Raw genomic sequence first — 24777 nt, 5'->3', positions numbered from 1 at the left:
ATCTAGTTTCCGTCGGTAAGGATCAGCTGCCCGACCTCGCTGCGGCCGAAGCACAGATCCACATCCGAGCGCACCGTGATCTCGGGCGCCGCGCCGGCGACCCGGACCCAGACCTGGTTGAGGCCCTGCGCGACGGGCACCTCGACGGGGTCACCGCCTAGCGACACAGCCGCGGTGCCGTCGGCGGACGCGTTGTAGTTCAGCAGAACGGTCCACTCGAGGTCGTACAGCGGCCCGTCGAGCGCGATCGTGGCCTCGCCGCCGCGAGTGCAGGTGTCCGCGCCCGTGCGGGAGGGCAGGAGGGTGGCGCGGTGGCGGGTGCCGTGGGCGTCGATAAGCGAGGGCTGCGTAGTGGAGGGGGTTACGAGCCAGGGGGCGAGGTGGTCGAGGCGGTTGTGCGGGTGCGCGACGGGCAGCAGCACCTCCGCGGGCACCTCCTGGTTCAGCCCGGGCTGGTCCAGGGCGGCGAAGTACTCGCGCGCCGGCTGCTGTGCCCAGGACTGCGCAAGCGTGAATGCGCTGACCAGCGAGGACACTACGAAGGCGGCGACGGCCACAGGCGGGATGCGCAACCGCGACTGCAGCACCGCCAGCGCCAGGGCGACGGGCACCGCGACCTCGGAGAGATGGCGCAGCGTCAGCACGATCTCCACCGCCGTCTCGCCGCTGGAGCGCAGCCACCACAGCCCGAGGATCGGCACGACCGGGTACACCGCCGCCGGGAGCCACACGATCGCTTGTCGACGCCCCCACCACAGCACCACACCCACCACCAGCACCCCGAGCAGAATGAGTGGCAGCGGGGCCTGCGCGAACGGCGGCGAAGGGTGCCAGCGCCCCCACACCCACGGGCCGCCGGCGGCGGTGGGAATGAGCCCCTCGACGTATCCGCGCCACAGCAGCGCGGTGAGGGAGACTCGCTCGTCGGCGGTTCCGTCGGGCCGCGCCAGCGCAGCGTAGACCATCGCCCACGCCAGCGTCGGGGCGGCCAACACCGTGGCCAGCGGCCGGACGCGGTCACGGTAGCCCCAGCACGCCAGGGCGACGAGTGCGAGCGGGGTGATGAGCAGCGCGCGCTCGTTAAACGCCAGCCCGAGGACAAGCCACCCGGCAGCCTTGGCCATGTCGCCGCGCCTGTTGCGCGCGGCGTGGCCGAGCACCATCGCCATCGCCGCGTGCATGGGCAGGGCGTTGATTCCGGCAGCGAGCCACGTCGTTACCGGCAGCGTGAGCGGGGTGGCCAGATACACCGCGAGGGGAAGCGGCGCCCACCGGCCGGCGAACTGGCGGGCGGACCACGCCACCGCGGCAGCCGCCAGCGCCTGCAGGCAGACGAGCACGGCGAGGGCGGCGGGCCAGCTCAGCGGCGCGACAGTGGCCAGCAGCCATTCGATGAGCCACGCGGCGGGCATGAGGTGGCCGTCGTGCGGGGTGAACAGGGCCGCGCCGAGGCCGAGCTCGCGGGCCTTCGACTGCAGGATCAGGTCGTCCCAGTACAGCCAGCCGCCCGCGGCAACGAGGCTGCGCAACGCGACGCCGACGACCGCGACGGTGAGGGTACATAGGGCGAGGCGCTTATCCGTCATGGTTTGAGGGTAGTTGGGCGTCGATAAGCGATCGCGCAGCCCCGTACCATGAAAAACATGCCTACTCCCGTGCCTGAGTACTTAAACCGCATCCTCGAATCCGTCCGCGACGAAGACGGTGGTGAAGTGGCGGACTACATCGATGAGCTGAAAAATGCCGACCCAGACAAACTGGGCCTGGCGGTCTGTACCGCGTCGGGGCACCTCTACTCCGTCGGCGACGACGACTGCGAGTTCTCCATCCAGTCCATCTCCAAGCCGTTCGTCTACGCCCTCGCCCTCGAAGAGCTCGGCGCGGAGGAAGTGCACAAATACGTCGGCGTCGAACCGTCCGGCGAGGCATTCAACGCAATATCTCTCGACGAAGAGACCAACCGCCCCGCGAACCCGATGATCAACGCCGGTGCCATCACCGTCAACCAGCTGATCAACGGCTCCAACTCGTCTGTCGAAGAACGCGTGGAAAAGATCCGCGACTTCCTGTCCCGCCTCGCCGGGCGCGAACTGCGCGTCTACGACAAAATCGTGCAGATCGAGCTGAACTCCGCGCACCGCAACATGGGCATCGCGCACCTGCTGCGGGAAGTGGGGATGATCAACGACGGCGCCCACGACGCCGTCAACAGCTACACGCAGCAATGCTCGATCATGGTGACCATCAAAGACCTCGCGGTCATGGCCGCCACGCTGGCCAACGGGGGAGTCCAACCGATCACCGGCGAGCGGGTACTCTCCGCCGAGGCGTGCCGCGTCACCCAAGCCGTGATGACCTCCGCCGGCATGTACGACGGCTCCGGGCGCTGGATGGTCAACGTAGGCATCCCGGCCAAGTCCGGTGTTGCCGGAGGTCTGATCGGGACGATGCCGGGGCAGTTGGGGATTGCGTCGCTAAGCCCGCGGCTCAACAAGGAAGGCAACTCCGTGCGCGGCGTGAAGATCTTCCGCGAACTGTCGCACTCCCTCGGCCTAAACCTCATGTCTGCGGACTACTACGCCGCGCCGGGCATCAAATCTGTCGACCGCGGCCGCGACCGCACCGTGGTGGCGCTGCAAGGAATGATCAACTTCACCGCCGCCGAGAAAATCATCCACGACCTGTCCGACATGCACCTCGACACCTCCTACCTGGTCCTCGACGTCTCCCGGGTCACCAGCTTCAACAAGGCCGGGCGCATGCTGATCAAGGAAGGCTTCAAGGAGTTCCGGGACAACGGGTGCGAAGTACGCATCTACGACCCGGAGGGCGCGATGCCGGACTACGAATTCTCGGACGGGACGCATGTCGAATCCGTCGAGGACTTCTCCACATCCTTCGACGTTGCCGCCCCGCGCAAGGACGTCTACAAGGCAATCCAGAACCCCAAGGACTGGTGGAGCGACGTCGTGGGCGGCTCCGCGTGCGAACCGGGCGACGAGTTCCACGTCGAAGGCGGCGACGACTACGCCGAGTTCACCGTCAACGAAGCCACCGACGGCGACCGCCTCGTGTGGCACGTCGAACCCACCGACGACCGGGACAAGGACGACTCCACCTGGCGCGACACCGACGTCATCTTCGAACTCGAGGACAGCGAATCCGGGGACACGCGGGTGAAGCTGACCCACCGCGGACTGCTGCCGCACAATGCCCGTTACCAGGAGCTCACCGAGGGGTGGCGCGACCGCCTCGACGGTTTGAAGAAGCGCTCCGCGGAGAGGAAGGGGTAGGCGCGTCGGGTGGGTGCGTGTGTGGGCGTGACGCGTGTGTCGTGTGTGTTACGCGTGTGTCGTGTGTGACGGGACGAGCATTTAGGCGGTTTTGGCGCGGTTTTGGGGCCGTTTTCGGCCTAGATGCTCGTTATTTCCGGCACCGCGCCGGTTGGGGTGTCCGCAGTGCGGACTTTTCAGGCTCCGGGTGTCGCGGGTGGGTGTTACGTGTGTGACGGGACGAGCATCTAGGCGGTTTTGGCCCGGTTTCGGGGCGGTTTTCGGCCTAGATGCTCGTTATTTCCGGCTCAGGCCCGCCCAAGCCCGACCCCAACCCCCGCCCCCGTAGCCTGGGCAATCCCGCCTAGTCCTCGAGCTGCTGGTCCAGGCGTCGTGAGTCCTTGAGCCGCTTGCGCATGACTATTTTCGGGGCAAGAACCGCCACCGTGACGGCGCCGACGACGCCGCCGATGATCATTCCGGACGCGCCCCCTCCGTCCAGGCCGAAGGTGTTGTAGGCGATGCCCGCCATGCCGACCGCCCAGAGGATGAAGAACGGGATGTTGCGGGTAGTGAAGAAGCGCCGCGGTCGCGGGCGGGGGGCGTAGTTGCGCAGCCACATCAGCGAAATGGCCTGGGCAGCTGTCAGAGGCAGAATAGCCAGCACCGCGTAGACCGAGTAGGTGCCGTCGAGCACCCAGGCCAGGATTGCGAAGACCAACGCCAGGATTACCGGCGACGCCTCCACGGCCACGGTGTTGGCTTTGTGCAGCATGTCGCGCTGGTATTCGTCGTCGCCTGTGGCCTCGGTGGCGCGCACCGCGTAGTCGCCGAAGTTCTTGATTGCCTGCATTGTCCTAACTTTCCTGTTCGTCGCCGAAGACTTCTTCGACGGTCTTTCCGAGCACCTTGCAGATAGCGAGCGCCAGGTGGACCGAGGGGGAGTAGTTGCCTTTCTCGATGTTCGCGATGGTCTGCCGCGTCACGCCCACCTTCTCGGCGAGTTCCTGTTGCGACATCTCCCGCCAGCGCCGCCACCGGCGCACCATGTTGTGCTGTTCAGTCACGTGGAATCCTTTCAACGTTCCTAGGCATACCCTAAAACAAAGACGACTAAATGTAAAGAATACTTACCTCCGCGGTGAAGAAAATTACCCATCATGTCGCAGCGCACCACCGCAGAAGCCCCAACCCGCAACTCCACGTAGCCTGGCGGGGTACGCGGCAACCGCGCGATAGTCGATTCCGGCGCACGGGGAAGGAGCCTGACATGATCGCCGACACCATTTGGTGGCACGTCTACCCGCTCGGGGCGACCGGGGCGCCCGTGCGCGAGCGCGCCGCTGACGACAGCGGGCACCGTCTGCGCCACCTCGGGCCGTGGCTCGACTACCTCACTGACCTAGGCTGCGACGGGCTGCTACTCGGCCCGATCTTTGAGTCCGTCGGCCACGGTTACGACACGCTCGATCACTACGCCATCGACGCCAGGCTCGGCGACGACGCAGACTTCGACTGGCTGATCGCCGAGTGCTCCGCCCGCGGCATCAAGGTCATGCTCGACGGGGTGTTCAACCACGTGGCGCGCACCCACCCCGCGGTGGCGCAGGGGCTCGCCGGCGACACTGACTGGGAGGGCCACGCGGAGCTCGCCACGCTGCACCACGGCGACGAGCGAGTCCGCGACATGGTCACGGACATCATGCTGCACTGGCTGCGCCGTGGCATCGCGGGCTGGCGCCTCGACGTGGCGTATTCCGTGTCGGCGGAGTTCTGGAGCGACGTGCTCGGCCGGGTGCGCGAGGAGTTCCCTGACGCGCTGTTCCTCGGGGAGGTGATCCACGGCGACTACGCGGAGATCGCCAACGCCAGCACGTTGGATGCGGTGACGCAGTACGAGCTGTGGAAGGCGATCTGGTCGTCTATCAAGGACGTGAACTTCTGGGAGCTCGACCACGCCATCGGCCGCCACAATGAGATCTGCGCGCGGGTGCTGCCGAATACGTTCATCGGCAACCACGACGTCGACCGCATCGCCAGCACCGTCGGCCAGGCCGGGGAGGTCGTTGCGCTGGCGATCCTTATGACGCTCCCCGGGATGCCGAGCATCTATTACGGCGACGAGCAGGGCTTCGAGGGCCTGCGCACCGAGGGCTTCGCGGCCGACGACGCGGTCCGGCCCGCCCTTCCCGCCACCCCGGCCGAGCTCTCGCCCCTGGGCGGCTGGGTCTTCGAGCAGCATCAGGCGCTCATCGGCCTGCGCCGCCGCCACCCGTGGCTCACGCGCGCGCAGGTCGAGGTCGTGGACAAGACCAACGAAGCAATCACGTTGCGCTCGTTCACGAGCAACGAGCAATTGCTTATCGACGCCCACCTGACCCCCGCCCCCGGCGTCCGCATCCACTCAGGCGGCGAGACGCTCTACGAGTGGAGCGGGCAGTAGCCAGGTCACGCGCCGAGGAAGCGGCGCACTAGCGAGCGGTAGGCGTGGGCTGTGAGGGAGACGTCGTCAAGCTCGACGTACTCGTCGTGGCCGTGCAGCTGGTTGAGCACCCCGCCGAGGGTCTGGCCGGGCCGGTGCAGGGCGAAGCCGTAGCCCACCCCGCCGCGGAAGCGGGCGAAGCGCAGGTCGGAGCCGCCGGCGGCGATGGTGGGCACAACCGGGGCGTCGGGAAAGAACTCCGCGAAGGTGTCCACGATGGCGCTGTAGAGCGGGCCCGAGGTCGGGGAGACGCTGGCGTCTTCGGTGATGAGGTGCTGGATCTCCACCTGGTCGGCGATGTCGCCGAGGGCCTCGCGAAGCAGCGCGTCGATGTCGTCCTGGGTCTGACCCGGCAGCGGGCGGATGTCCAGTTCGAGGTACGCCGTGGAGGGAAGCACGTTGATGGCCGAGCCCGCGCGCAGGACCGTCGAGGCGATGGTCAGGTGGCTCATCGCGTGGGAGTAGCCGGCGAGGTCGCCGAGTGCCTCATAGCCCTCGCCGCGCAGCAGCTGCGCCTCGGTGTCCGCGTCGAAGCGGAAGGAGCGGACGTAACCTTCCCACAGCTCGTCGGAGCGGATGCCGGGTGCCGCCGCGGCGACGCGCCGGGCTGCCTCGGCAATCAGCGCGACGGCGGAGGCGCGCCCGTAAGGAGCGGAGCCGTGGCCGGCGTCGCCGTGCACCACGAGCCGGCGCTGGGCCGCGCCCTTTTCGCCGACGACGACAACCAGAGCGTCGGAGCCGTCGTGAACGGGCAGGTGGGACCCGCCCTCTTCCGACAGGCAGTTTTTCCAGCTGAACGCGTCCGGCTCGTTCTCTGCGATCCACTTCGCGCCGAGCCCGCCACGGGCCTCCTCGTCGGCGAGGCCGACAAAGGTCAGGGTGCCGCGCGGAGCGGTTCCGGACAGGGCGACCTCGCGGGTCACCGCGGCCATGGCGGCGGTGATATAGAGCATGTCGGTGGCGCCGCGGCCGTAGATCCGGCCGTCGATAAGCTCGGCTCCGAAGGGATCCTTCGTCCACTTGGGCCTGTCGACGGGTACGACGTCCGTGTGTCCAAGCAGGGTCAACGGCTCGGCCTCCGGGTCGGAGCCTTCGACCGTGAACGCGATGGAGACTCGGCCCGGGTGGGACTCGAAGCGCCGCACGGAAACGGGTGCACCTGCGAAGAACTTCTCCAGGGTGTCGGCGTTGCGGTGCTCGAAACCGGAATCCGGGGTGCCGTCGTTGACGCAGGCGTTGCGGATCATCTCGGTAAGCAAGTCGACGGTGGCGCGGGTGAGGTCGGACGAGTGCAGGCTGGACATGGTGCACACGTTACTCACACTGTTTTTCCGGAATCGCCCGGGCACTGGACCTGGGGCGCGCCCCGTGTAAACTCCCGAAAATAAGAAATCGCGCATCTATTGAGTTTTATTACTTATGAACAGGAAGTGATAGTGATACGACGCGGTGACAGCACCGACCCACGGGCGTTACGCACGCGAGCTCAGCTTATCGACGCCGCCCGTGATCTTCTCCAAAACAACAGCTCGGAGGACCTGTCCGTCTCGGGCATCGTGAAGGCTGCCGGGGTGAGCCGCCAGGCGTTCTACGAGCACTTCACCTCCCGCGAGAGCCTCCTCCTCGCGGTCGCGGAGCCGGTTCTTTTCGAACCGCTGGTCAACTGCATCTCCACGTTTCGCTCGGGCTCCGGCGACGGGACATTGATTTCCGGCTGCGTCGACGCAATCGCCGAGAACCGGGAGGTTGTGCTCAACCTCCTCAGCGGCCCAGCCGGCGCCCTCATCTACGACCAGTGCCGTCAGGCCATGGTGCCGGTGACGCGCGAGGTGATTCAGGAGCGAGTGGGGGCCCGCGGCAAGGAAGTTGCCGAGGATGCTCTCGGGTGGACGACCGACTTCGTCATCGCTGGGGCGTTGGGAGTGCTGGTGTCGGTGCTGCGGAACTCGGAAAGCGGCGAGATTGCCTCCCAGCGCTTCTGCGCCGTGGCGCGGACGCTCGACATGTGCGACGAGGCCTGATCGGGTGGCCTTGCCTGGGCGGGGCTGCCTTGCTTGGGCGGCCCAGTGACAAATGTGGCTCCGGCGGCGCGACATTTGTCACTTTCCCCAGGTCAGATTTCCTGACCGACAACATTTGTCACTGCGATGCGCCCATAAGGCCCGCCAGAATCGCCACAACCCCCCCATTTGATGAACACCGTTCAAGAAGTGCGATATAGTGATCGCACCCAAACTGAACGGAGTTCAATGATGACTGCCCCCATTCTAGAAATCGCCCGCGAGAAAGTCCTCGAAAACGGCGAAGGCCTCAACCAGCAGGAGCTGCTCGAGGTGCTCACGCTTCCCGACGAGCACCTTGAAGAACTGCTCGAACTTGCCCACGAGGTGCGCGTCCGCCACTGCGGCGTGGAAGTGAGCATGGAAGGCATCATCTCTCTGAAGACAGGCGGCTGCCCGGAGGACTGCCACTTCTGTTCCCAGTCCGCGCTGTTCGAGTCTCCGGTGCGCGCCGTGACCCTCGACATCGCTGAGCTGGTCGAGGCCGCGAAGCAGACCAGGAAAATGGGCGCGACTGAGTTCTGCATCGTCGCCGCCGTGAAGGGCCCGACCCAGAACCTCCTCGACCAGGTGCGCGAGGCCGTCACCGCCATCAACGAGGAGGTGGAGATCTCCCTGTCCGCGTCTCTGGGCATCCTCACCCGCGACCAGGCACGTCAGCTGCGCGAGATGGGCATCAGCCGCTACAACCACAACTTCGAGACGGCCCGCTCGTTCTTCCCCAACGTGGTCACCACCCACACCTGGGAGGAGCGCAAGAACACCCTTGACTACGTGCGCGCCGAGGGCATGGAGACCTGCTGCGGTGGCATCATTGGCCTCGGCGAGACGCTTGAGCAGCGCGCCGAGTTCGCGGTCCAGCTCGCCGAGGTGGAGCCGTGCGAGGTCCCGATGAACTTCCTCGACCCGCGCCCCGGCACCCCGTTCGCCGGCAGCCCGCCGGTCCCGCAGAGTGACGCGCTGCGCGCGGTCGCTGCGTTCCGCCTGGCCATGCCCACTGTCCAGCTGCGCTTCGCGGGCGGCACGGAGCTCGTGCTTGGGGACGACGGCACCGAAGCCGGCCTACTTGGCGGCGCCAACGCCATCATCGGCGGCAACTACCTGACCACCCTCGGCCGTCCCATGGAGCAGGACCGCGACCTGGTCGACCGCATCGCGCCGGGCCGCAACCTCGGCCTCACCCCGGTGGCCGAGGACGCCCGCCCCATCGAGCGGGCAATCAAGAACATCTAGCCGTGAGGATCCCGGATAGCACCGCGCTTGCCGACGCCATCCTCGCCGGCGAAGCGACCTTCGCCACCCGCGCGGACCGCCGCTTCGACGCCCCGCGCATCTGCCCGCTGTGCGGGCGCCGCATGGTGGTGAAGATCAATCCGTTCGGGTGGGAGGCCGCGTGCTCGCGCCACGGCCTGTTCCGCTCGGAGTGGCTGGAGCGTTAACAATCCCTGCCTAGGCAGTTCCTGAACTCGGGAACCCTTGGATGCGCAGATTGGGGCGCATGGAATACGTTGACGTGCTCGAAGCGGAGGCGGAAGCTGCCCGTCAGGGAAAGCTGGAGACTATTTCGCTAGCGGACCTAGAGGCTGAGCCCGGTTTGGACGATTGAGTTCACGCCTCGTGCCGCAAAGGCCTTTCGGAAATTGGAATGACCTATGCAGAAGAGGATCAGCAAGCTTCTGCACGAGGTAGCAGCACTGGACGACCCACGAACTCGGGGCAAGGGGCTTGTCGGGGACAAGTCCGGACTATGGCGGTAGATAGTGGGGGATTCTCGGGTGGTGGCCTCGATTGAGGGGGAAGAATCGGTGGTGGTGTCATCACCTACTCCACTACTGAAGGCTCTTCCGTGCTTCGCTCACACCGTTTACAACCTTCCGAGTAAGTGCACCCAACGACTGCGGTTAGGCTAGCGAGAGCGTGGTCAGCCCAAGCCAGCCCAGCCCAGCGCGGTTACTGGGGGTATTTATCAATAAGCTGAACACTTATGCGTTTCATGGCCTTCTCATGTGGTTTACCTGGGAAAATTGCCTCAAACCTGCCAGGTGACTAGTAAAGGCGGGGGGGGGGGGGGGCGGGTTTCAGTGCCTAGAAGTACTGCGATACCAGGTGATACGAATATTGAGTCAAGGAATTTCTTAGGCACTCTTCAGACGGGTGCGGATTGATGAAGGGCGAGACTGGCTAGCCAGGTCTGTTCCCCGCGATCCTCCAAAAGAATCCTCTGGAACTCCAAGCTTTTGGCCCTTGTTCGCCCTTTTGTGGGGGCGCGCAGAAATGGTTTGGCGTCTTCGCAAAAGGACGCGGAAAGGTCCCCTGTGCACCACCTCGTGAGCACATCGCGTGCAGCGTCGACCCTGTCTCGGACGGGGCGAGCGCTCTTGCTCGTCCTTGCCGTCCTCATCGCGACTCTTGTCGTCTTTGTTCAAGGCGAGCCCGAAGTCAACGCGGCAACCCCCGCAGAGCAACAGCTCACGGAAGGGATTGATTACGAGGACACTACCGAGAACAGGCTCATCGGCCCCGTCGAGCAGACGGTCTCTTTCACCGCTCTAGATCCGCAGCCGGGCCAGCAGCTTGTGATCACGCGCGTCGAAATCTCAGCATTCGGCCTCGCCGAGTTCAACGGCTGGTGGGCAGTGGTTCGCGACGGCGCCACCTCCGGCGCGGGAGTCCGCCAGTGTATTGAGTGTGACGGTGGCCAGTCCCTGAGCGTCGTGCTCGCGGACTCGGAAACTGGCGGCCAGGAGATGGCTCTCAACAGCGGGAGCACCGTCGAGGTGCACTTCAACGACGACATCGCGGAAGACTACTCCCGCTATGACTACGAGGTGTACGGGTTCTACAAGGACGCAACTGAGGCCCAGGATGACGCTGTCGACTCCAAGGGTGCCGACGAGGAGACCGCAGACTCCGTTGTGCCGGAGGAGTCGATCCGCGAGTCCGATAACGACTCCGAGGAAACACCGCTAGGCATGCTTGAACGCGCCGTCATGCCGTTCTCCCTCATGGCGCCCCTCGCGGCCACCGCTCCGATCTACAGCTCGCCGTGGGCAAACAATCCAGGTCCTCTAGCAACGAGCACGCACACATTGACCACGAACAAGAACGCCTGGACCGAAAGATTTGCACTGGGAGGCGAGACCGGCGCGTCGATTTCGAAGCTCTCCTATCGCTACACGGGCGATAGTACGCAGTCGATCACTATGGCGGCGAGGAACTTCTCGCTCAAGATCGATGGAATTATCGATACGGCTCAAACAGGTACCCCTACTAGGCTATATGGGGGATCTAATCCAGAGTTGGTGGGAAACCGCTATCCGATCTTGGACGGTGGAACAACCGTTATGTACCTCGATGTCGTGATTCCGCACAACAGCTATGGTTTCCCGACGATACCTAAGGGCGTCGACTTTATTTTCCGAGATCTCAAACTCAATCCCGTGAATTTGGAGGTCCCCGCACACACTCCTGTGACGATGACGTACACATGGGGAAAGGCGCCGACAAACCCGAGACCGGAAACAGCGACGCTCACCGTTAATGGCTCTTCCACCGGAGTGAACGAGCCCACCGAGCCTGGTGGTTCCGATCCCATTACTGACCCTAATAACGGGGTATGCACTACATCCGGCGGAACTGTGTGGGTCGGCGTGTCAGCGCACACCAACCCTTCGAGCACATTCAACGACCGCAACACGACCCAGCTCTACCGCCAGGTCTACGGAAACACCACGTTTGAAAAGGTGGGTGCCGCCGCGAACTGGGTCTACAATGCTTTGGCGTACAACCCCAACGACGGGTACCTCTACGCAATCAGCCAGGGACGCCTTAAGACCCCGCGCTCCGCGCAAACTGGGACGCCTACCTACGATGAAGACCGAAACTACCCAGCGGGGCACCTGCTCCGCGTCTCGCCCGAGAACGGGTCAGTGACGGACCTTGGCCTTATCGGCAACATCCAACGGCAATCTCCCGGCCGGTGGCCGAATGACCTGTGGGGCGGAATCACCTCCGGCGTGATTACTGCTACTGGGGATTTCATTTTCTCAAACTCCTCGAAGTCCGGCACAAAAGACCAGTACGTACTGAATCTCAACGGCATCGGTACGAGGCCGACGGCGACCCAGTTGAGGGCGACTAGTATTACTGCGAACTTGCAATCGAACGACTACTCGTTCTTCGGCGATAGTTCCGACGGTTACATCTACGGAATGCGCAACAGCTCGACCATCCTCGAGCGAATCGAAATCGCCACCGGCAGGGTTACTGAATTTGATATGTCTGGTGTGCGGGATCCGCTGGGAAACGTAATGAACAGCGCAATCTACGGTACTGCCTGGACATACCCGAACGGCAATCTTGGTTTCGGGCGTAACGGTACCAACCTGTCCTACCAGATCGAGGTGTATGACTCGACGGCTACAAGCTTCCGGGCTCGCCTGGTATCGGTGGCGCCGGCACCGACGTCACAGTCAAATGACGCCGCGTCTAATGCGTTGGTCGTAGGAGATGCAAACCTGGCGATCGAGAAGAAGCTCGTTTCGATGGAAAACGGTCAGGCCACCTGGGAGATCACCGTCTCGAACCTCGGCCCGTGTGGTTCGTCCGGATTCAGCGTCACTGACTTGGTGCCGTCTGACAAGTACAGCGATGTCCGCTTCGACTTCCTCACAAACGGATGGGTATCCAATAACGTGACCAACGGCAACACTCTCGTCGCCTTGCATGGTCCGCTGGAGAACGGACAGAAAGCGACCCTGCGCCTGACGGCCAAGTTTGATGCTTCGACCTCCAGGTGCGTCGAGAACACGGCTTCTGTCTTCGGAAACGAAAAGGATCCGAACCTCGAGTCGAATTCTGATTCGGACGGTGCCTGTGCGCTGAGAATCGTCAAGGATGTTGTGGACGTCAACCGCGACGGTGTCATTGATGGCGCCGACGGGATGCAGCCCGGACCGACATCTGGCACCCGCCAGATTCAGTACTCCATTACCGTGACCAATCCTGACACTAAGAACGCGAACACCTACACGCTGACCGATACTCCGCAGTTCAGCAACCTCGTCACCGTTACCGGTGGGCAGGTTACCCGGCCAGACGGCACTGAGGTCAACCTGTCCGGCGGCGGCCCCTACACGTTGGCCACCGACAAGCAGATTAAGGCAGGAGCGACGGAGAAGTACCAGATCACCGTCTACTACACCCCGCCTGCGGCTGGGTCGAGCATGGAAACAGCGGAGTGCAGGGAAAATACGCCGGGTGCAGGCCTATTCAACGAGGCCAAGATCACGTTCACAGGCGGCGAGGAGACCGATGACGGGTGCGCCCCCATTGTGGAAGATGAGTCCGTGACCTTGTTCCTTCGTAAGGTCGGAGCGGACAATCGGACCATCCCGCTGACCGGGGCGAGGTTCGCGGTCCTAGACGAAAAGGGCAACGTTGTCGCGGACATGTCCGCTCCAGATCCTGCCAACGGCAATTTCTACTCGGCATCTTCGCTGAAGAAGGACACCACGTACTTCCTTGTTGAGACGCAATCGCCTGTGGGTTACTCCCTGCTCCCGCAGCGTGTTGAGTTCACCATTACGAACGGCGCCAATGGCAACGCGCAGGTGGTCTCGGCGGAGAACACGGCCGTGATCGGCGTGGTCGAAGGGTCGAGTGGGGTTCAGGCGTCGCCAAGCGAAGCCTTTATCACCATCGCCGACTTCAGGCAGGGTGACCTGCCAAGAACCGGCGGGCTCGGTTACATGCCGTGGGCGCTTGGCGCCACCATCCTCATGCTGCTTGGTGCAGTGACAGCGCGTCGGAAGAGCTACTAAGACCATGACTATTCGTTCCCAATCCCGCTGGTCCCGAGCTGGCCCAGACTGCGGCCGGACCCTGCATACCTGCAGATAAGGCACCCACCCATACCCGAACCCCGGGCCACACTTCGAGCGCCTCGTTGCGCACCAGTTTTGAAAGAGAGTTTCACATGCGAATCACTGTCGCACCCCGTACCGTTGCCGCCTGCGCCGCAGTCGGAATCGCCCTCGCCACCACCGCAGGCACCGCCCCCATCGCGTTTGCGCAGGCCCCTTTGAGCGCGGCCAACATCGACGCCACGCAGTCGGGCTCGATCACCATCAACAAGCGCCTGAACCCTACGGGCACGCTTTCCGAGGGCACCGGCCAGCCGGTCACCAACGCGCCGGGTGAGCCGCTGGGCGGCATCACCTTCAAGATCACCAAGCTCAAAGGTGACATCACTACCAACGAGGGTTTTGCCGCGTTGTCGCAGATGACTGCTGAGCAGGCAAAGCAGCCTGCAAACCAGGACACCACCACCGTCCGCACCCCCACGACTGGGGCAGATGGCTCGGTCACTGAGGCGAACCTGCCTCTCGGTGCCTACCTGGTTGAAGAGCAGCCGAGCGCGGCCAACCCAGACCTGGTCCCGGCCTCGGCCTTCATTGTCTTCGTCCCGATGACCGTGCCTGGTTCCAACGGCCAGTGGAACTACAACCCGGTGGTCTACCCGAAGAACACCTCACTGAGCACCGAGAAGACCGTCGTGGACTCCGAGGGCACCAAGGGTGACAACGTTGGGGATGTCGTCAACTACACCATCAAGTCCACCGTCCCGACGGTTCCGCAGGGCCAGACCCTTGGCCAGTACCAGATCCACGACCGTTTCAACCCGACGGAGCTGCGCGATGTCACGGTGAAGTCCGTGAAGGTCGTAGATGCTGCCAACGAGGCAAACGTACTGGAGACCCTCGCCGCATCCGAGTACACGGTAAACGATTCCACCATGGCGGACGGCCGCACCGAGAGGACCGTGTCGGTCAACGAGACCAGCCTGTCCAAGCTCTCCGCTCACCCGGGCGCGAAGGTTGTTGTCGAGCTCGACGCGACCCTGCTTGCCCTTGGGGAGAGCGGCGACGGCGTGATCGTCAACGAGACCCAGACGACCGGTTTCACCCGCGAGGGTGGCGTTGAGCACGGGTTCAGGACCAACGAGGACGAGGTCACCACGTACCTGGCCAAGCTGAAGGTGCTCAAGCACGCTGAGGGCGACGTAGCGCGCACCCTGAAGGGCGCTGAGTTCCAGCTGTACCAGACCGCGAACTGCACCGCCGCAGGCGACAAGGGAGATGCCCTTACCGTCGACGGCACCAGCACCTGGACGACTGGCAACGACGGCACCCTGACCATCGATGGCCTGCACGTCACCGATTTCGCCAACAACGCTGACGCCACCCTGGACAACTACTGCCTCGTTGAGACCAAGGCTCCGACCGGCTACGAGCTTCTCACTAACCCGATTGCAGTGACCTTCTCCAGAGCAGACCTCACCCGAGAGGCTCAAGTTGCTCCGCTGAAGAGCGTGAATGTGGCCAACACTCAGTCCACCACGCCGAGGCTTCCCTCCACCGGTGGCATGGGTGTGACCCTGCTGCTGCTGCTCGGTGCGGGCATCATCGGCGGCGGTGTCTACGCTGCACGCCGCAACTCCGCTCAGGCCTAGGGCTTGACGCTGAGTCGGTCTGAGGGGCGTCGATAAGCGAGCCCCTCCCTCCCCGGGGGAGGTACCCCCGGCACTTTTGGCACAACTGAAGAAATCACTACCTGTACCCAGGAGACACCATGACCACCACACTGCCTAGCGGCCCCGCCCGAGGCACAGACCACACCGCGCCCGCGCAGCGATCCGTCGTGCGCCGCGTCGTGGTGCCCGCGCTGCTGGTCCTTATTGGCCTCGCAGTCATGCTCTATCCCGTGGTGGCATCGCAGTGGAACAACTACGTGCAGGATGGCGTGGCGAAGCGGTACGAGCAGATCATGGAGGAGCAGAAGGCGAACAGCCCTGAGCTCATTCAGCGCACGCTTGTCGACGCCCACGCGTACAACCAAGAGCACACCGACGGGCCCATCCTCGACCCCTGGCTGGCCCGCGTGAGCAAGGACAATCAGGACTACCAGGACTACCTCCAGCAACTGTCGGGCCAGGACGCGATGAGCCAGCTGTCCATCCCGTCAATCGATTCGAAGCTGCCGGTCTACCACGGCACGGACGCAGCCACTCTGCAAAAGGGCCTGGGTCACCTCTACGGCAGCGCGCTGCCCGTTGGTGGTGAGGGCATGCACGCCGTCATTACAGGACACACCGGCATCACCAACGCGACGCTGTGGGACAACCTCATCGATGTGAAGAAGGGCGATGCGATCTACATCAACACCTTCGGTGAGAAGATGAAGTACCAGGTCTACGACATCGAGACGGTACTGCCTGATGAAACCGATTCCCTGAAGGCGCAGGATGGCCGCGATCTGATCACGTTGATTACCTGTACCCCCTACGGCATCAACACCCACCGCCTCCTCGTCCACGCGGAGCGGGTGCCTATGGACGCGGAGGACGAGAAGATCATGGAGTCCACCGGTGGCTTCACCATGCAGTGGTGGATGTGGCTAGTCCTCGTCGTCGCGGCCGTGATCATCGCGGCGCTGGTCTGGTGGATCCGCCGTATGGCGAAGGAGGAACGCAATGAGGTCAACTAGTTTGGCTGCGCTCGTGCTCGCAACGGCCATCGCAGTGGCACCAGTGGCCGATGCCCGCACAGTGACGGGCAATACCGGCAACGTGGCTGTGGAGATGCTCGACGCCACCAGATCGGTCAACCTGATCATCCACAAATCCACCGGCAACCCCTTCGACGAGCCGGCCCCGGGCTCGCTTCCCGACGGTGGCCCCGCCGGGTTCACCTTCACCCTGCAGCGCGTGGGTGGGGTGGACCTGACCACAGCCGAGGGGTGGGAGAAGGCTCGCAGCATCGGGATCACCGATGCTCGCGCTGCTACCACCGGCCCGACTTACTCCGCCACCACCGACGCATCCGGTGCCGCCCGCTTCGAGGGCCTGCCCATAGGCCTCTACTACGTCGTGGAAACTCCTCCCGAGACCCCCGGCTACTCGTGGGCGTCCGGCGCGCCGTTCTTGCTCACCCTGCCCATCGGCGACGTATCGGGTGAGCAATGGGAGTACAACGTCCAGCTCATCGCGAAGGCAGACCCGCCCACGCCGTCTACCCCGCCCACGCCGCCCACCAGTGAGACGACGGTGCCGGCACCGCCCCCGACGCCAAAGCCCACTCCCTCCAGCCACGTGACACCTACTCCGACCCCGGGGAGCACCCCTGACAAGGACGCCCCCGGCACAAGGATCCGAGAGCGCGCCAGCGAGCTGGCAAGCACAGGCGCGGGAGTCATTGGTCTCGTGCTGATGGGCCTCGCACTCGTCGTTGGTGGTTTGTTCCTCGCGCGTAGGCGCCGGGGCGACGAACGCGACTTTTAGGAGCGCTGGAGTCTAGGACCCCAGCCTGTTGCTCAGCTCGTGGCCGTCGGCGCCGAAGATTGACGGCGCCTCCCGATAGTCACCGGGCTGCTCGATCGTGGTGGCGGTGCCGTGGGCGAGGATGTGTTCGGACGGCGTGAGCTCGCGGATCGCCACCAGGTCGACCCGGTTGGGGTGTTCGAATACAACGTCGGAGTAGATCATCGGGTCGTGTTGGCCGTCGTCGCCGACGAGCGTCCAGGCGATGTTGGGGAAGTCGATCATTAGGTTGCGCAGCTGGACGCGCTTGTGCTCGGGGCCGCTGCGGAACAGGGCGGTCTGGGTCGGGCCCCAGTCGGTCAACAGCATCGGGCCACGCGGGAAGCCGTGACGCTGCTGGAAATCCGCCAGCGTTTCGTAGGTGTTCCACGCGCCGGTGGAGAGGTAGAACACTGGCTCGTCCGCGCCGCGCACCTCATTGAGGAACTGAGCCATGCCCTCGACGGGGCGTCGATTAGCGGAGCGGATCACCCAGGAGTTCCAGGCTGCGAGGAGGGCGCGCGGCAGGTTGGTCACCATGATGGTGTCGTCGATATCCGAGATGACGCCGTGGGTGACGTCGTCAGAGATGATCTGCACGGGTGCGGTGGCGGTGGCGGTGCTGAGGGAGACGTCGAGAAGCGCTTCGTGCCACCCGGGCTCGCAACCGTGGCCCTCGATGAGGACCTCGATGTAGCCCTCCTCGTTCGCGCGGGTTTCCACCGTGCGATCGCCGAAGGTGACGGTCACGGGCAGGTCCGGCACCGGGGTGGTGAGGAATTGGCGGTAGCCGCGCTCGAGGTTGTTCGCCGGTTCGCGCGCGGTGGGGTCCTCCATGAGGACGCGCCCGATCACGCGCGCCTTTTTGCTGCAGCCGTAGCCGGTGAACCCGGTCACGCTGGGGGTCCACCCGGCCTGCGCTTTACGACGCACTCCCGCACGCCGAATCCTTCGCTCGGCCCACCGGGCCACGTCGTTCATTCCCATGATGATCAAGCTTAGCCAGCGCCCGATATCAGTAGGGTGGGCGAGTATGAAGGGTGCAGCGACAGGACTGGATGTTGAACGGGCAGTGGACAAGCTCATTGAGCTCTACCGCGCCTCCTGCGACCTCGCGCGCAGGGCCATGGCTTCCGGCGACCACTCCGACTACGCCCGGGTGCTCTACCCGAAGATCAGCGTGGAGATCACCTCCTGGCGCCCCGTCGACCGCACCGCGCCCTTCGGCTACGTCGACGAGGCCGGCACCTACTCTGCAGTGGTGTCGCGCCCCGACCTGATGGCCGACTACCTGCGTACCCAACTCGCCGCGCTGTGTTCCAACTACGATGCCACTATCACCGTCGGCTACTCCGACGAGCGCATCCCGCCCGAGTACATCCGCGGCATCCCCGCCCCGAGCGACGCCGGCGCCGCGCGCACCGACGCCGTGCCCAGACCCACCCTCGACACCGTCCACGACGCAATTGTCGACGGCTCCTGGGACGCCTTCCACGCCACCGAGCGCCCCCTGCTGCACTTCACACCGCAGCGCTTCGACCTCGCGTGCGCGCGCCTCGAGCACTACACCGGCATCGAGGTCGACTCGCTGCAGAAGTACATCCTGTTTACCAACTACGCCATGCACGTCACCGAGTTCGTCCAGTTCGGCCTGCGCGAACTCGCCCGCGAGGCGTCTCGTTACAGCGCGCTGCGCCTGCCCAACGGCGAAACCGTCTCTGACACCGTCGCCATCGAGGACCTCGACCTCGCCTCGCGCTACCAAATGCCGCGCTACGACCTCATCACCCCCGACGGCGACGGCATCACCATGATCAACATCGGCGTCGGGCCCTCCAACGCCAAGACTATCACCGACTCGCTCGCCGTGCTGCGCCCCGAAGCCTGGATCATGATCGGCCACTGCGCCGGCCTCGACGGGCGCATGCGCATTGGCGATCTCATCCTCGGCAACGCCTACGAGCGCCACGACCACGTCCTGAACAACCACATCCGCCCCGACTCGCCCATCCCCGCCGTCCCCGAGATCCAGCGCACCCTGGAGAAAGCGGTGGAGGAGATTTACGGTTCGGAGTCCGATCTCATGCGCACCGGCACCGTGCTGTCCACCGACGACCGCAACTGGGAATGGAAGACACCGCGTGACCTGTGGGAATGGCTCCGCGGGTCCACCGCCGTGGCCGTCGATATGGAATCGTGCACCCTCGCCGCCAACGGGTATCGCTACCGGGTTCCATACGGCACCCTGCTCGCGGTGTCTGACCTGCCGCTACACGCCGTGCCGAAGCTGCCGGCGGGGGCCCAGGCGTTCTACGCCAACTCTAAGCAGGCGCACGTCATGTGCGCGGTGCGGGCGATGGAGCGCCTGGCGGAGAACCCGCAGCGGCTGCGCACTAGGAAGCTGCGGCGCACCATCGGCGAGGTGCCGTTCAGGTAGGGCGACCCAGGTAGCGCGACCCAGTGACAAATGTGGCCGCACAGGCGCGAGATTTGTCACTTTCCCCAGGTCAGATTTTCCAGCCGGACAGATTTGTCACTGCAGGCGACCAGTCGACCCGCCAACGCACTACTCTCGCCAGCAATGGAGGACAGAACCGATTTCTCAAACCCGGCGATCGCGCTGGCGCACCAAAGCGCTGTGCGCTCGATCCAGCGCGTCGTTGAGGAGACGACCACTCCGACGCAACCGGCGGAGGCGTTGCGCAACGTCGTCGATCAGCTGAAGAACCCGAAAGTGCTGGTGATCACCGGCGCGGGGGTGTCCACGGAGTCGGGGATCCCGGACTACCGGTCGAAGGGCGGGCGCCTGGCCACGGGCCGCCCGATGACGTACCAGGAGTTCGCGCATTCACCGGCGCAGGTGCGGCGTTACTGGGCGCGTGCGTTTGTTGGCATCCGTTTCATGCGCGCCGCGGCGCCGAACCGGGCGCACTTTGCGCTCGCGGAGTTGGAGCGCGCGGGCCTTGTCACGGGAATCATCACCCAGAACGTCGACGGGCTCCACACCGCGGCCGGGTCGAAGCGGGTCATAGCCCTGCACGGCGACATGGAGCACGTGGTGTGCCTGGACTGCGGGTTCGAGGAAAAGCGCGAGCTTTTCGACGCCCGCCTCACCGCCGCCAACCCCGAGTACCTCGAATCGGTGCAGGTGCAGGGTTCGATGATCAACCCGGACGGTGACGTGGAGCTGCGCTCCGGGGATGTGGCGCGCTTCCGCATGATCCAGTGCGTGCGCTGCGGCGGGGAGAGGCTGAAACCCGACGTGGTGTATTTCGGCGAGGCGGTGCCGAAGGAGCGCCGGGCTGAGGCGGATCGGTGGCTGGGGGCGTCGACAAGCGTGATTGCGGTGGGAACCTCGCTGGCGGTGATGAGTGGATACAAGTTCGTGCTCGATGCCGTCAAACAGGAAAAGCCCGTCGCTGTGATCAACGGCGGGCCGGGGCGCGGCGACCCGAAGGCGACGACGCTGTGGCGCACCCGCGTCGGTGACGCCCTCGACGCGGTGCTCGACGCCCTCGAGCTGTAAGCGGGAGGCTTACAGCGCTGCCACGCGGTGCGGGGTGTCCTCGCGGGTGTCGTCCCACGCGGACTCGTCGATGATGCGCTCGCGCTTGGCCACAACGGCGGCGACGAGCGCTTGGCCGGTGACGTTGACGGCGGTGCGGCCCATATCCACGATCGGCTCGACGGCGAGGAGCAGACCCACGCCGGCCAGCGGCAGACCGAGAGTGGACAGGGTCAGGGTGAGCATGACGGTCGCACCCGTGGTGCCCGCGGTGGCGGCGGAGCCGAGGACGGAGACCAGCACGATAAGGATGTAGTCGGTCATGTTCAGCGGCAAGCCGTAGAACTGGGCGACGAAGATGGCGGCGATCGCCGGGAAGACCGAGGCGCAGCCGTCCATCTTGGTAGTCGCGCCCAGCGGCATGGCAAAGGAGGCGTACTCGCGCGGCACGCCCATGGACTCCTCAACGGTGCGCTGGTTGACCGGCAGCACGCCGAGGGAGGAGCGGGTGGCGAAGCCGAGGGTGGTCACCGGCCAGACGCGGCGGAAGAAGCCGGGCACGGAGATGCGGTTGGCAATCAGCACCAGCGGGTAGAGCACGAAGATGACCAGGGCGAGGCCGATGTAGATCGCGGCGACGAACTTGCCCAGCGAGCCGAGTGCTTCCCAGCCGTAATTGGCCACGGCGCGGCCGATGAGCGCGGCGGTACCGATGGGGGCGAGGCGGATGACCCACCACAGCACGACCTGGATGACGGAGAGCAGCGAGGCGGTGAAGTCGATGAACGGTTCTGCCGTGCGACCAGCCTTGACGGCCGCGATGCCGAACAGCAGGGAGATGACCAGGATCTGCAAGACGTTGAAGGACAGTGAGACCGAGCCGTCGGATCCGGTGCCGGCGCTGAGGCCGAGGATGTTGGCGGGCACGACGGACTGGAGGAACGCCATCCAGGAGCCGGTGGTGGACGGCTCTGCGGCTGCGGACTGGTCGACGTTAGCGTTGACGCCGGGCTGCATGACGACGCCGACGAGGATGCCGATGACGACGGAGAAGAACGCGGTGATCGCGAACCAGATGAGCGTGTTGACGGCCAGGCGCGCGGCGTTGGTCACCTGGCGCAGGTTGGCCACAGACGTCACCACGGCGGCGAAGACCAGCGGCGGGACGAGCAGTTTGAGCAGCTGCACGTAGGTGGAACCGATCCAGGTAAGGGTGGCGGAGAGCCACTCGATGTCGCCGCCGCGGGCGATGAGCCCCAGGATCAGGCCGACGATGAGACCGGCGATAACTTGGGCGCCGAATCCGGTTGCCCACTTAGGTAGGGTCATGCTGACTCCTCAATCGAACGATAGACCGAGCGGTCTACTTGATAATGCTTTCCACTAGGACACTACAGCGCACGGGCTTGAGAAACCCCATCCACCCCCGGATAGGAGAATAGACAGGGTAGTCCAGTGTCCTACCACGTCACACCGGCGCGCCTAGAGTAGACCCCACATACCGGCACCACAACGGGAGGACCGACACATGATCTACGCATTCGAGTCAACCGCGCCGCGCATCCACCCCAGCGCCTACATCGCGCCGGAGGCCACCATCATCGGCGATGTCGAGATCGGGCCCGAGGTAACCGTCTGGCCCGGAGCCGTCATCCGTGGCGACGTCGGGAGCATCCGCATCGGCGCGCGCACCAACATCCAGGACGGGGCCGTCGTCCACGTCGACACCGGCGGGCAGACCGTGCTCGAGGACGATGTCACCGTTGGCCACCTGGCCATGATCCACAGCTGCCACATCGAATCCGCCTGCCTGATCGGCATGAGCGCGACCGTGCTGTCGCGCTCCCGTATCGGCGAGGGCTCCATCGTCGGCGGCGGCGCCGTCGTGTTGGAGGGCCAGGAGGTTCCCCGCTTCAGCGTTGCTGCGGGCGTACCGGCGAAGGTACGCAAGGAGCTCGACGAGGAAACGCGCAGCGAGCGCATCGCCCACGCCGCCTCCTACGTTGAGCTAGGCCGACGCCACCGCGAGGGGCTCACGCAGCACGAGGTCTAGGGCGACCGCGCGGGCGATGTCGCGCACGACCTCGCGGTGGGTCGGGATCATGCGCAGCTCGACCTTAGTTTGAGCAGGGGTTTGCGCGGGAAGCAACGAGCGCACCGCGCGAGCGAACACGGCGGGTGCGGCTGGGTCGTCAATAAACGCCGAGCCGGCCACCACCACAGTGTCTGGGCTGTGCGAGGCGATCAGCTCCGCGGCGAGAACCCCCAGGTCATGGGCGCGGGCGTTGAGGACCTCGCGGGTGTGGGGGTTGCGCGCGGCGGTCGCGACGGCGTCGTGAAGCGTGCCCACCCCGGGTGAGGCGAGCGCGTCGATAAGCCCCTGCGTGGTGAGGTCCTCGCGGTCGATGGCGAGCGGGCGCACCGTAGTGCCGTCGGCGATGGCGCAGCCGATGGAGTCATCCGCGAACAGTGCCATCACGCGCCGGGTGTCCAGGTCGTCGCGCGATTGGACCTCGCTGCCCACGATCGCGGAGGCGGCGGAGGTGACCACCACGGGCACGCCGAACTGCTCGCGCATCTGCTTTTCGATGTCGACTCCACGCCAGCCGAGGTTCGGGGCGTAGACCGTGCCGGAGGTGGTCACGGTGCCGGAGGTGGTCACGCCGATGGTGGACAGCCCGCGCCCGATCCCGGCGGTGAGACGGTTCAGCCCGGCCATGACGTGTTGGATGAAGTCGTCCTCGGTGAGGTCGGAGACCGGAATGTCGATGTCGACGCTGCTCAGGCAGCGCCCGCGCAGGTCGAACAGGGCGACGTAGGTAGACATCGTGCCCACGGACACGCCCGCGTGGATCGTGTTCGGCTCGCCAAGTCCGAGGGGGATGATCGGCCGGCCGCGGCCCTGCGGCTGCGCCAGGTCGGTGCGCTCGGTGACCAGGCCGGCCTCGGTCAGTGCGGCGACCGCGCGGGTGATGGTGGGCTGCGACAGCCCGGTCGCCTCTACGAGCTCGCTTCTCGACGTCAACTCGCGCAACCGCATCACATGCATGCATTTCGCCGCGGGGGTCTGCGGTCGGGAAAACGCTGCGTGTGAATACATGGCACACACTCTAGCGCCAAACTAGACCGCTTTGTACGGAATCGTCACAAAAGCATGTTCGGCAGGGCATTTGCCGCGGTGTCCTCGACAACAGCGGCCGCAATGGAAGACAGATCAGTCCGCTGCGGGGTCACTTCCACGATCGGGGTGCCGAGCTCGTGTGCCATCAGCGGCAGCCCGGCCGCCGGGAACACGACGCCCGAGGTCCCCACAACCACCACGGCATCCGCCGTCGCCATGCGCGCCTCCGCTTCTTCCCACTCACGGTGCGGCAGCGCCTCGCCGAACCACACCACGCCCGGGCGGATCAGGTTGCCGCACAGCGGGCACTCGGGCGGAGTAATTTCCGCGACGGGCTCGGTGGGGAAATCGACCTCACCGCGCCACGGCCGCGAGCAGATTGCGCAGCGGAACTCGAACAAGGAACCGTGCAGGTGTACCACGTTGGTCGAGCCGGCGCGCTCGTGCAGGTTGTCGATGTTCTGCGTGGTGATGGTGACCTTTTTATCCTCCCGGCGCTGCCACAGCGCCAACGCCCGGTGGCCCGCGTTTGGCTCCGCCCGGTTGACCAGGCTGGCGCGCCACAGGTACCAGGCGTACATCTCCTCGGGCCGGCGCGCCCACGCATCTATCGACGCCATCGCCGTAGGGTCGACATTCTCCCACACCCCGGTCTCCGCGTCGCGGTAGGTGGCGATGCCGCTGTCCGCCGACATGCCGGCACCCGTGAACACCTCGATGTGCTGAGCGCTACCGAGGATCTCGCGGGCCTTTTCCAACTGGGTCGCAGACATAGCTCCAACATATAAGGTTGCGGTGACATGTCGACGGGGTTGGCCGGATCCGCGGAAACTGCCTCAATGACCTCCTCGGACATGCGGGCCGCAGTGACGATCACCCCAGACCCATTGTTTTGACGAGATTGGTGCCCGCTACCTGAGAAGCGTCATTCTCCCGCGCTAGCGCTTGGGCATCCTCATCGTCGACGAGGATCGCCTAG

At 65.0% G+C, this 24777-nt stretch carries 20 protein-coding genes; 12 read left to right on the top strand and 8 right to left on the bottom strand.

The annotated features are described in order from the left end of the window. Positions 1–2: 2 nt before the first annotated feature. Positions 3–1586 (bottom strand): hypothetical protein, encoded by a 1584-nt coding sequence (locus tag VVR41_RS08445; RefSeq protein WP_368524385.1) that lies wholly within the window; start codon positions 1584–1586, stop codon positions 3–5. A gap of 57 nt (positions 1587–1643) precedes the next feature. Here VVR41_RS08445 and VVR41_RS08440 point away from each other — a divergent pair, with 57 nt between their 5' ends. Beyond that, entirely contained in the window at positions 1644–3293 is a 1650-nt protein-coding gene (locus VVR41_RS08440; RefSeq protein WP_409338299.1) for a glutaminase, read from the top strand. A 343-nt stretch (positions 3294–3636) separates the two neighbouring features. Here VVR41_RS08440 and VVR41_RS08430 read toward each other — a convergent pair whose 3' ends face one another. After that, positions 3637–4125, bottom strand: a complete 489-nt coding sequence (locus VVR41_RS08430) for a hypothetical protein (protein WP_368524384.1) — start codon at positions 4123–4125, stop codon at positions 3637–3639. A gap of 4 nt (positions 4126–4129) precedes the next feature. Then, positions 4130–4321, bottom strand: coding sequence for a helix-turn-helix transcriptional regulator (locus tag VVR41_RS08425; protein ID WP_409338301.1), 192 nt, complete (start codon positions 4319–4321; stop codon positions 4130–4132). A 221-nt stretch (positions 4322–4542) separates the two neighbouring features. Here VVR41_RS08425 and VVR41_RS08420 point away from each other — a divergent pair, with 221 nt between their 5' ends. After that, a complete protein-coding gene (locus VVR41_RS08420) occupies positions 4543–5715 on the top strand; it encodes an alpha-amylase family protein (protein WP_368524382.1) in 1173 nt (390 codons plus the stop codon). A 5-nt stretch (positions 5716–5720) separates the two neighbouring features. Here VVR41_RS08420 and VVR41_RS08415 read toward each other — a convergent pair whose 3' ends face one another. Beyond that, the gene (locus VVR41_RS08415) at positions 5721–7058 is read right to left on the bottom strand and encodes a M20/M25/M40 family metallo-hydrolase (protein WP_368524381.1); all 1338 of its coding nucleotides are present in this window, start codon (positions 7056–7058) and stop codon (positions 5721–5723) included. A 132-nt stretch (positions 7059–7190) separates the two neighbouring features. Here VVR41_RS08415 and VVR41_RS08410 point away from each other — a divergent pair, with 132 nt between their 5' ends. From VVR41_RS08410 to VVR41_RS08380, 7 genes are all read left to right on the top strand, one after another. Further along, positions 7191–7775 (top strand): TetR/AcrR family transcriptional regulator, encoded by a 585-nt coding sequence (locus tag VVR41_RS08410; protein ID WP_368524380.1) that lies wholly within the window; start codon positions 7191–7193, stop codon positions 7773–7775. Between the two features lie 231 nt (positions 7776–8006). Beyond that, complete coding sequence (gene bioB / locus VVR41_RS08405; RefSeq protein WP_368524379.1) at positions 8007–9047, top strand: biotin synthase BioB; 1041 nt, start codon at positions 8007–8009, stop codon at positions 9045–9047. 2 nt (positions 9048–9049) lie between these two features. Then, positions 9050–9253, top strand: a complete 204-nt coding sequence (locus tag VVR41_RS08400) for a hypothetical protein (RefSeq protein ID WP_321103541.1) — start codon at positions 9050–9052, stop codon at positions 9251–9253. A 939-nt stretch (positions 9254–10192) separates the two neighbouring features. After that, positions 10193–13636 (top strand): DUF6923 family protein, encoded by a 3444-nt coding sequence (locus tag VVR41_RS08395; protein ID WP_368524378.1) that lies wholly within the window; start codon positions 10193–10195, stop codon positions 13634–13636. 155 nt (positions 13637–13791) lie between these two features. Then, positions 13792–15327 (top strand): SpaH/EbpB family LPXTG-anchored major pilin, encoded by a 1536-nt coding sequence (locus VVR41_RS08390; protein ID WP_368524377.1) that lies wholly within the window; start codon positions 13792–13794, stop codon positions 15325–15327. A 119-nt stretch (positions 15328–15446) separates the two neighbouring features. Beyond that, positions 15447–16361 (top strand): class C sortase, encoded by a 915-nt coding sequence (locus VVR41_RS08385; protein WP_368524376.1) that lies wholly within the window; start codon positions 15447–15449, stop codon positions 16359–16361. Then, positions 16348–17154 carry a pilin N-terminal domain-containing protein gene (locus VVR41_RS08380; protein ID WP_368524375.1) on the top strand — a complete coding sequence of 269 codons (807 nt, stop codon included), beginning with the start codon at positions 16348–16350 and terminating at the stop codon, positions 17152–17154. The genes VVR41_RS08385 and VVR41_RS08380 overlap by 14 nt, the downstream gene beginning before the upstream one ends. Positions 17155–17166: 12 nt before the next feature. Here the strand turns inward: VVR41_RS08380 and VVR41_RS08375 are convergent, their stop codons facing one another. Beyond that, a complete protein-coding gene (locus VVR41_RS08375; RefSeq protein WP_368524374.1) occupies positions 17167–18159 on the bottom strand; it encodes an App1 family protein in 993 nt (330 codons plus the stop codon). Positions 18160–18205: 46 nt separating this feature from the next. Here VVR41_RS08375 and amn point away from each other — a divergent pair, with 46 nt between their 5' ends. Together amn and VVR41_RS08365 are read left to right on the top strand one after the other, a co-directional pair. Further along, entirely contained in the window at positions 18206–19609 is a 1404-nt protein-coding gene (gene amn, locus VVR41_RS08370; protein ID WP_368524373.1) for an AMP nucleosidase, read from the top strand. Positions 19610–19753: 144 nt separating this feature from the next. After that, positions 19754–20698, top strand: a complete 945-nt coding sequence (locus VVR41_RS08365; protein ID WP_321101771.1) for a Sir2 family NAD-dependent protein deacetylase — start codon at positions 19754–19756, stop codon at positions 20696–20698. 9 nt (positions 20699–20707) lie between these two features. Here VVR41_RS08365 and VVR41_RS08360 read toward each other — a convergent pair whose 3' ends face one another. After that, a complete protein-coding gene (locus VVR41_RS08360; protein WP_368524372.1) occupies positions 20708–22006 on the bottom strand; it encodes a dicarboxylate/amino acid:cation symporter in 1299 nt (432 codons plus the stop codon). A 199-nt stretch (positions 22007–22205) separates the two neighbouring features. Between VVR41_RS08360 and VVR41_RS08355 the strand changes: the two genes are divergently transcribed. After that, complete coding sequence (locus VVR41_RS08355) at positions 22206–22730, top strand: gamma carbonic anhydrase family protein (RefSeq protein ID WP_368524371.1); 525 nt, start codon at positions 22206–22208, stop codon at positions 22728–22730. On the opposite strand, the gene VVR41_RS08350 is transcribed toward VVR41_RS08355, so the two are convergent. Continuing rightward, positions 22686–23777, bottom strand: coding sequence for an ROK family protein (locus VVR41_RS08350; protein ID WP_368524370.1), 1092 nt, complete (start codon positions 23775–23777; stop codon positions 22686–22688). The two genes, VVR41_RS08355 and VVR41_RS08350, sit on opposite strands and share 45 nt — an antisense overlap. A 44-nt stretch (positions 23778–23821) precedes the next feature. After that, entirely contained in the window at positions 23822–24571 is a 750-nt protein-coding gene (locus VVR41_RS08345) for an NAD-dependent deacylase (protein ID WP_368524369.1), read from the bottom strand. Between the last annotated feature and the right edge of the window lie 206 nt (positions 24572–24777).

Source organism: Corynebacterium sp. LK2510, assembly GCF_040946405.1.
Taxonomy (GTDB): domain Bacteria; phylum Actinomycetota; class Actinomycetes; order Mycobacteriales; family Mycobacteriaceae; genus Corynebacterium.
The sequence above is the reverse complement of the archived record's forward strand: the minus strand, read 5'-3'. Positions and strand labels throughout refer to the sequence as shown.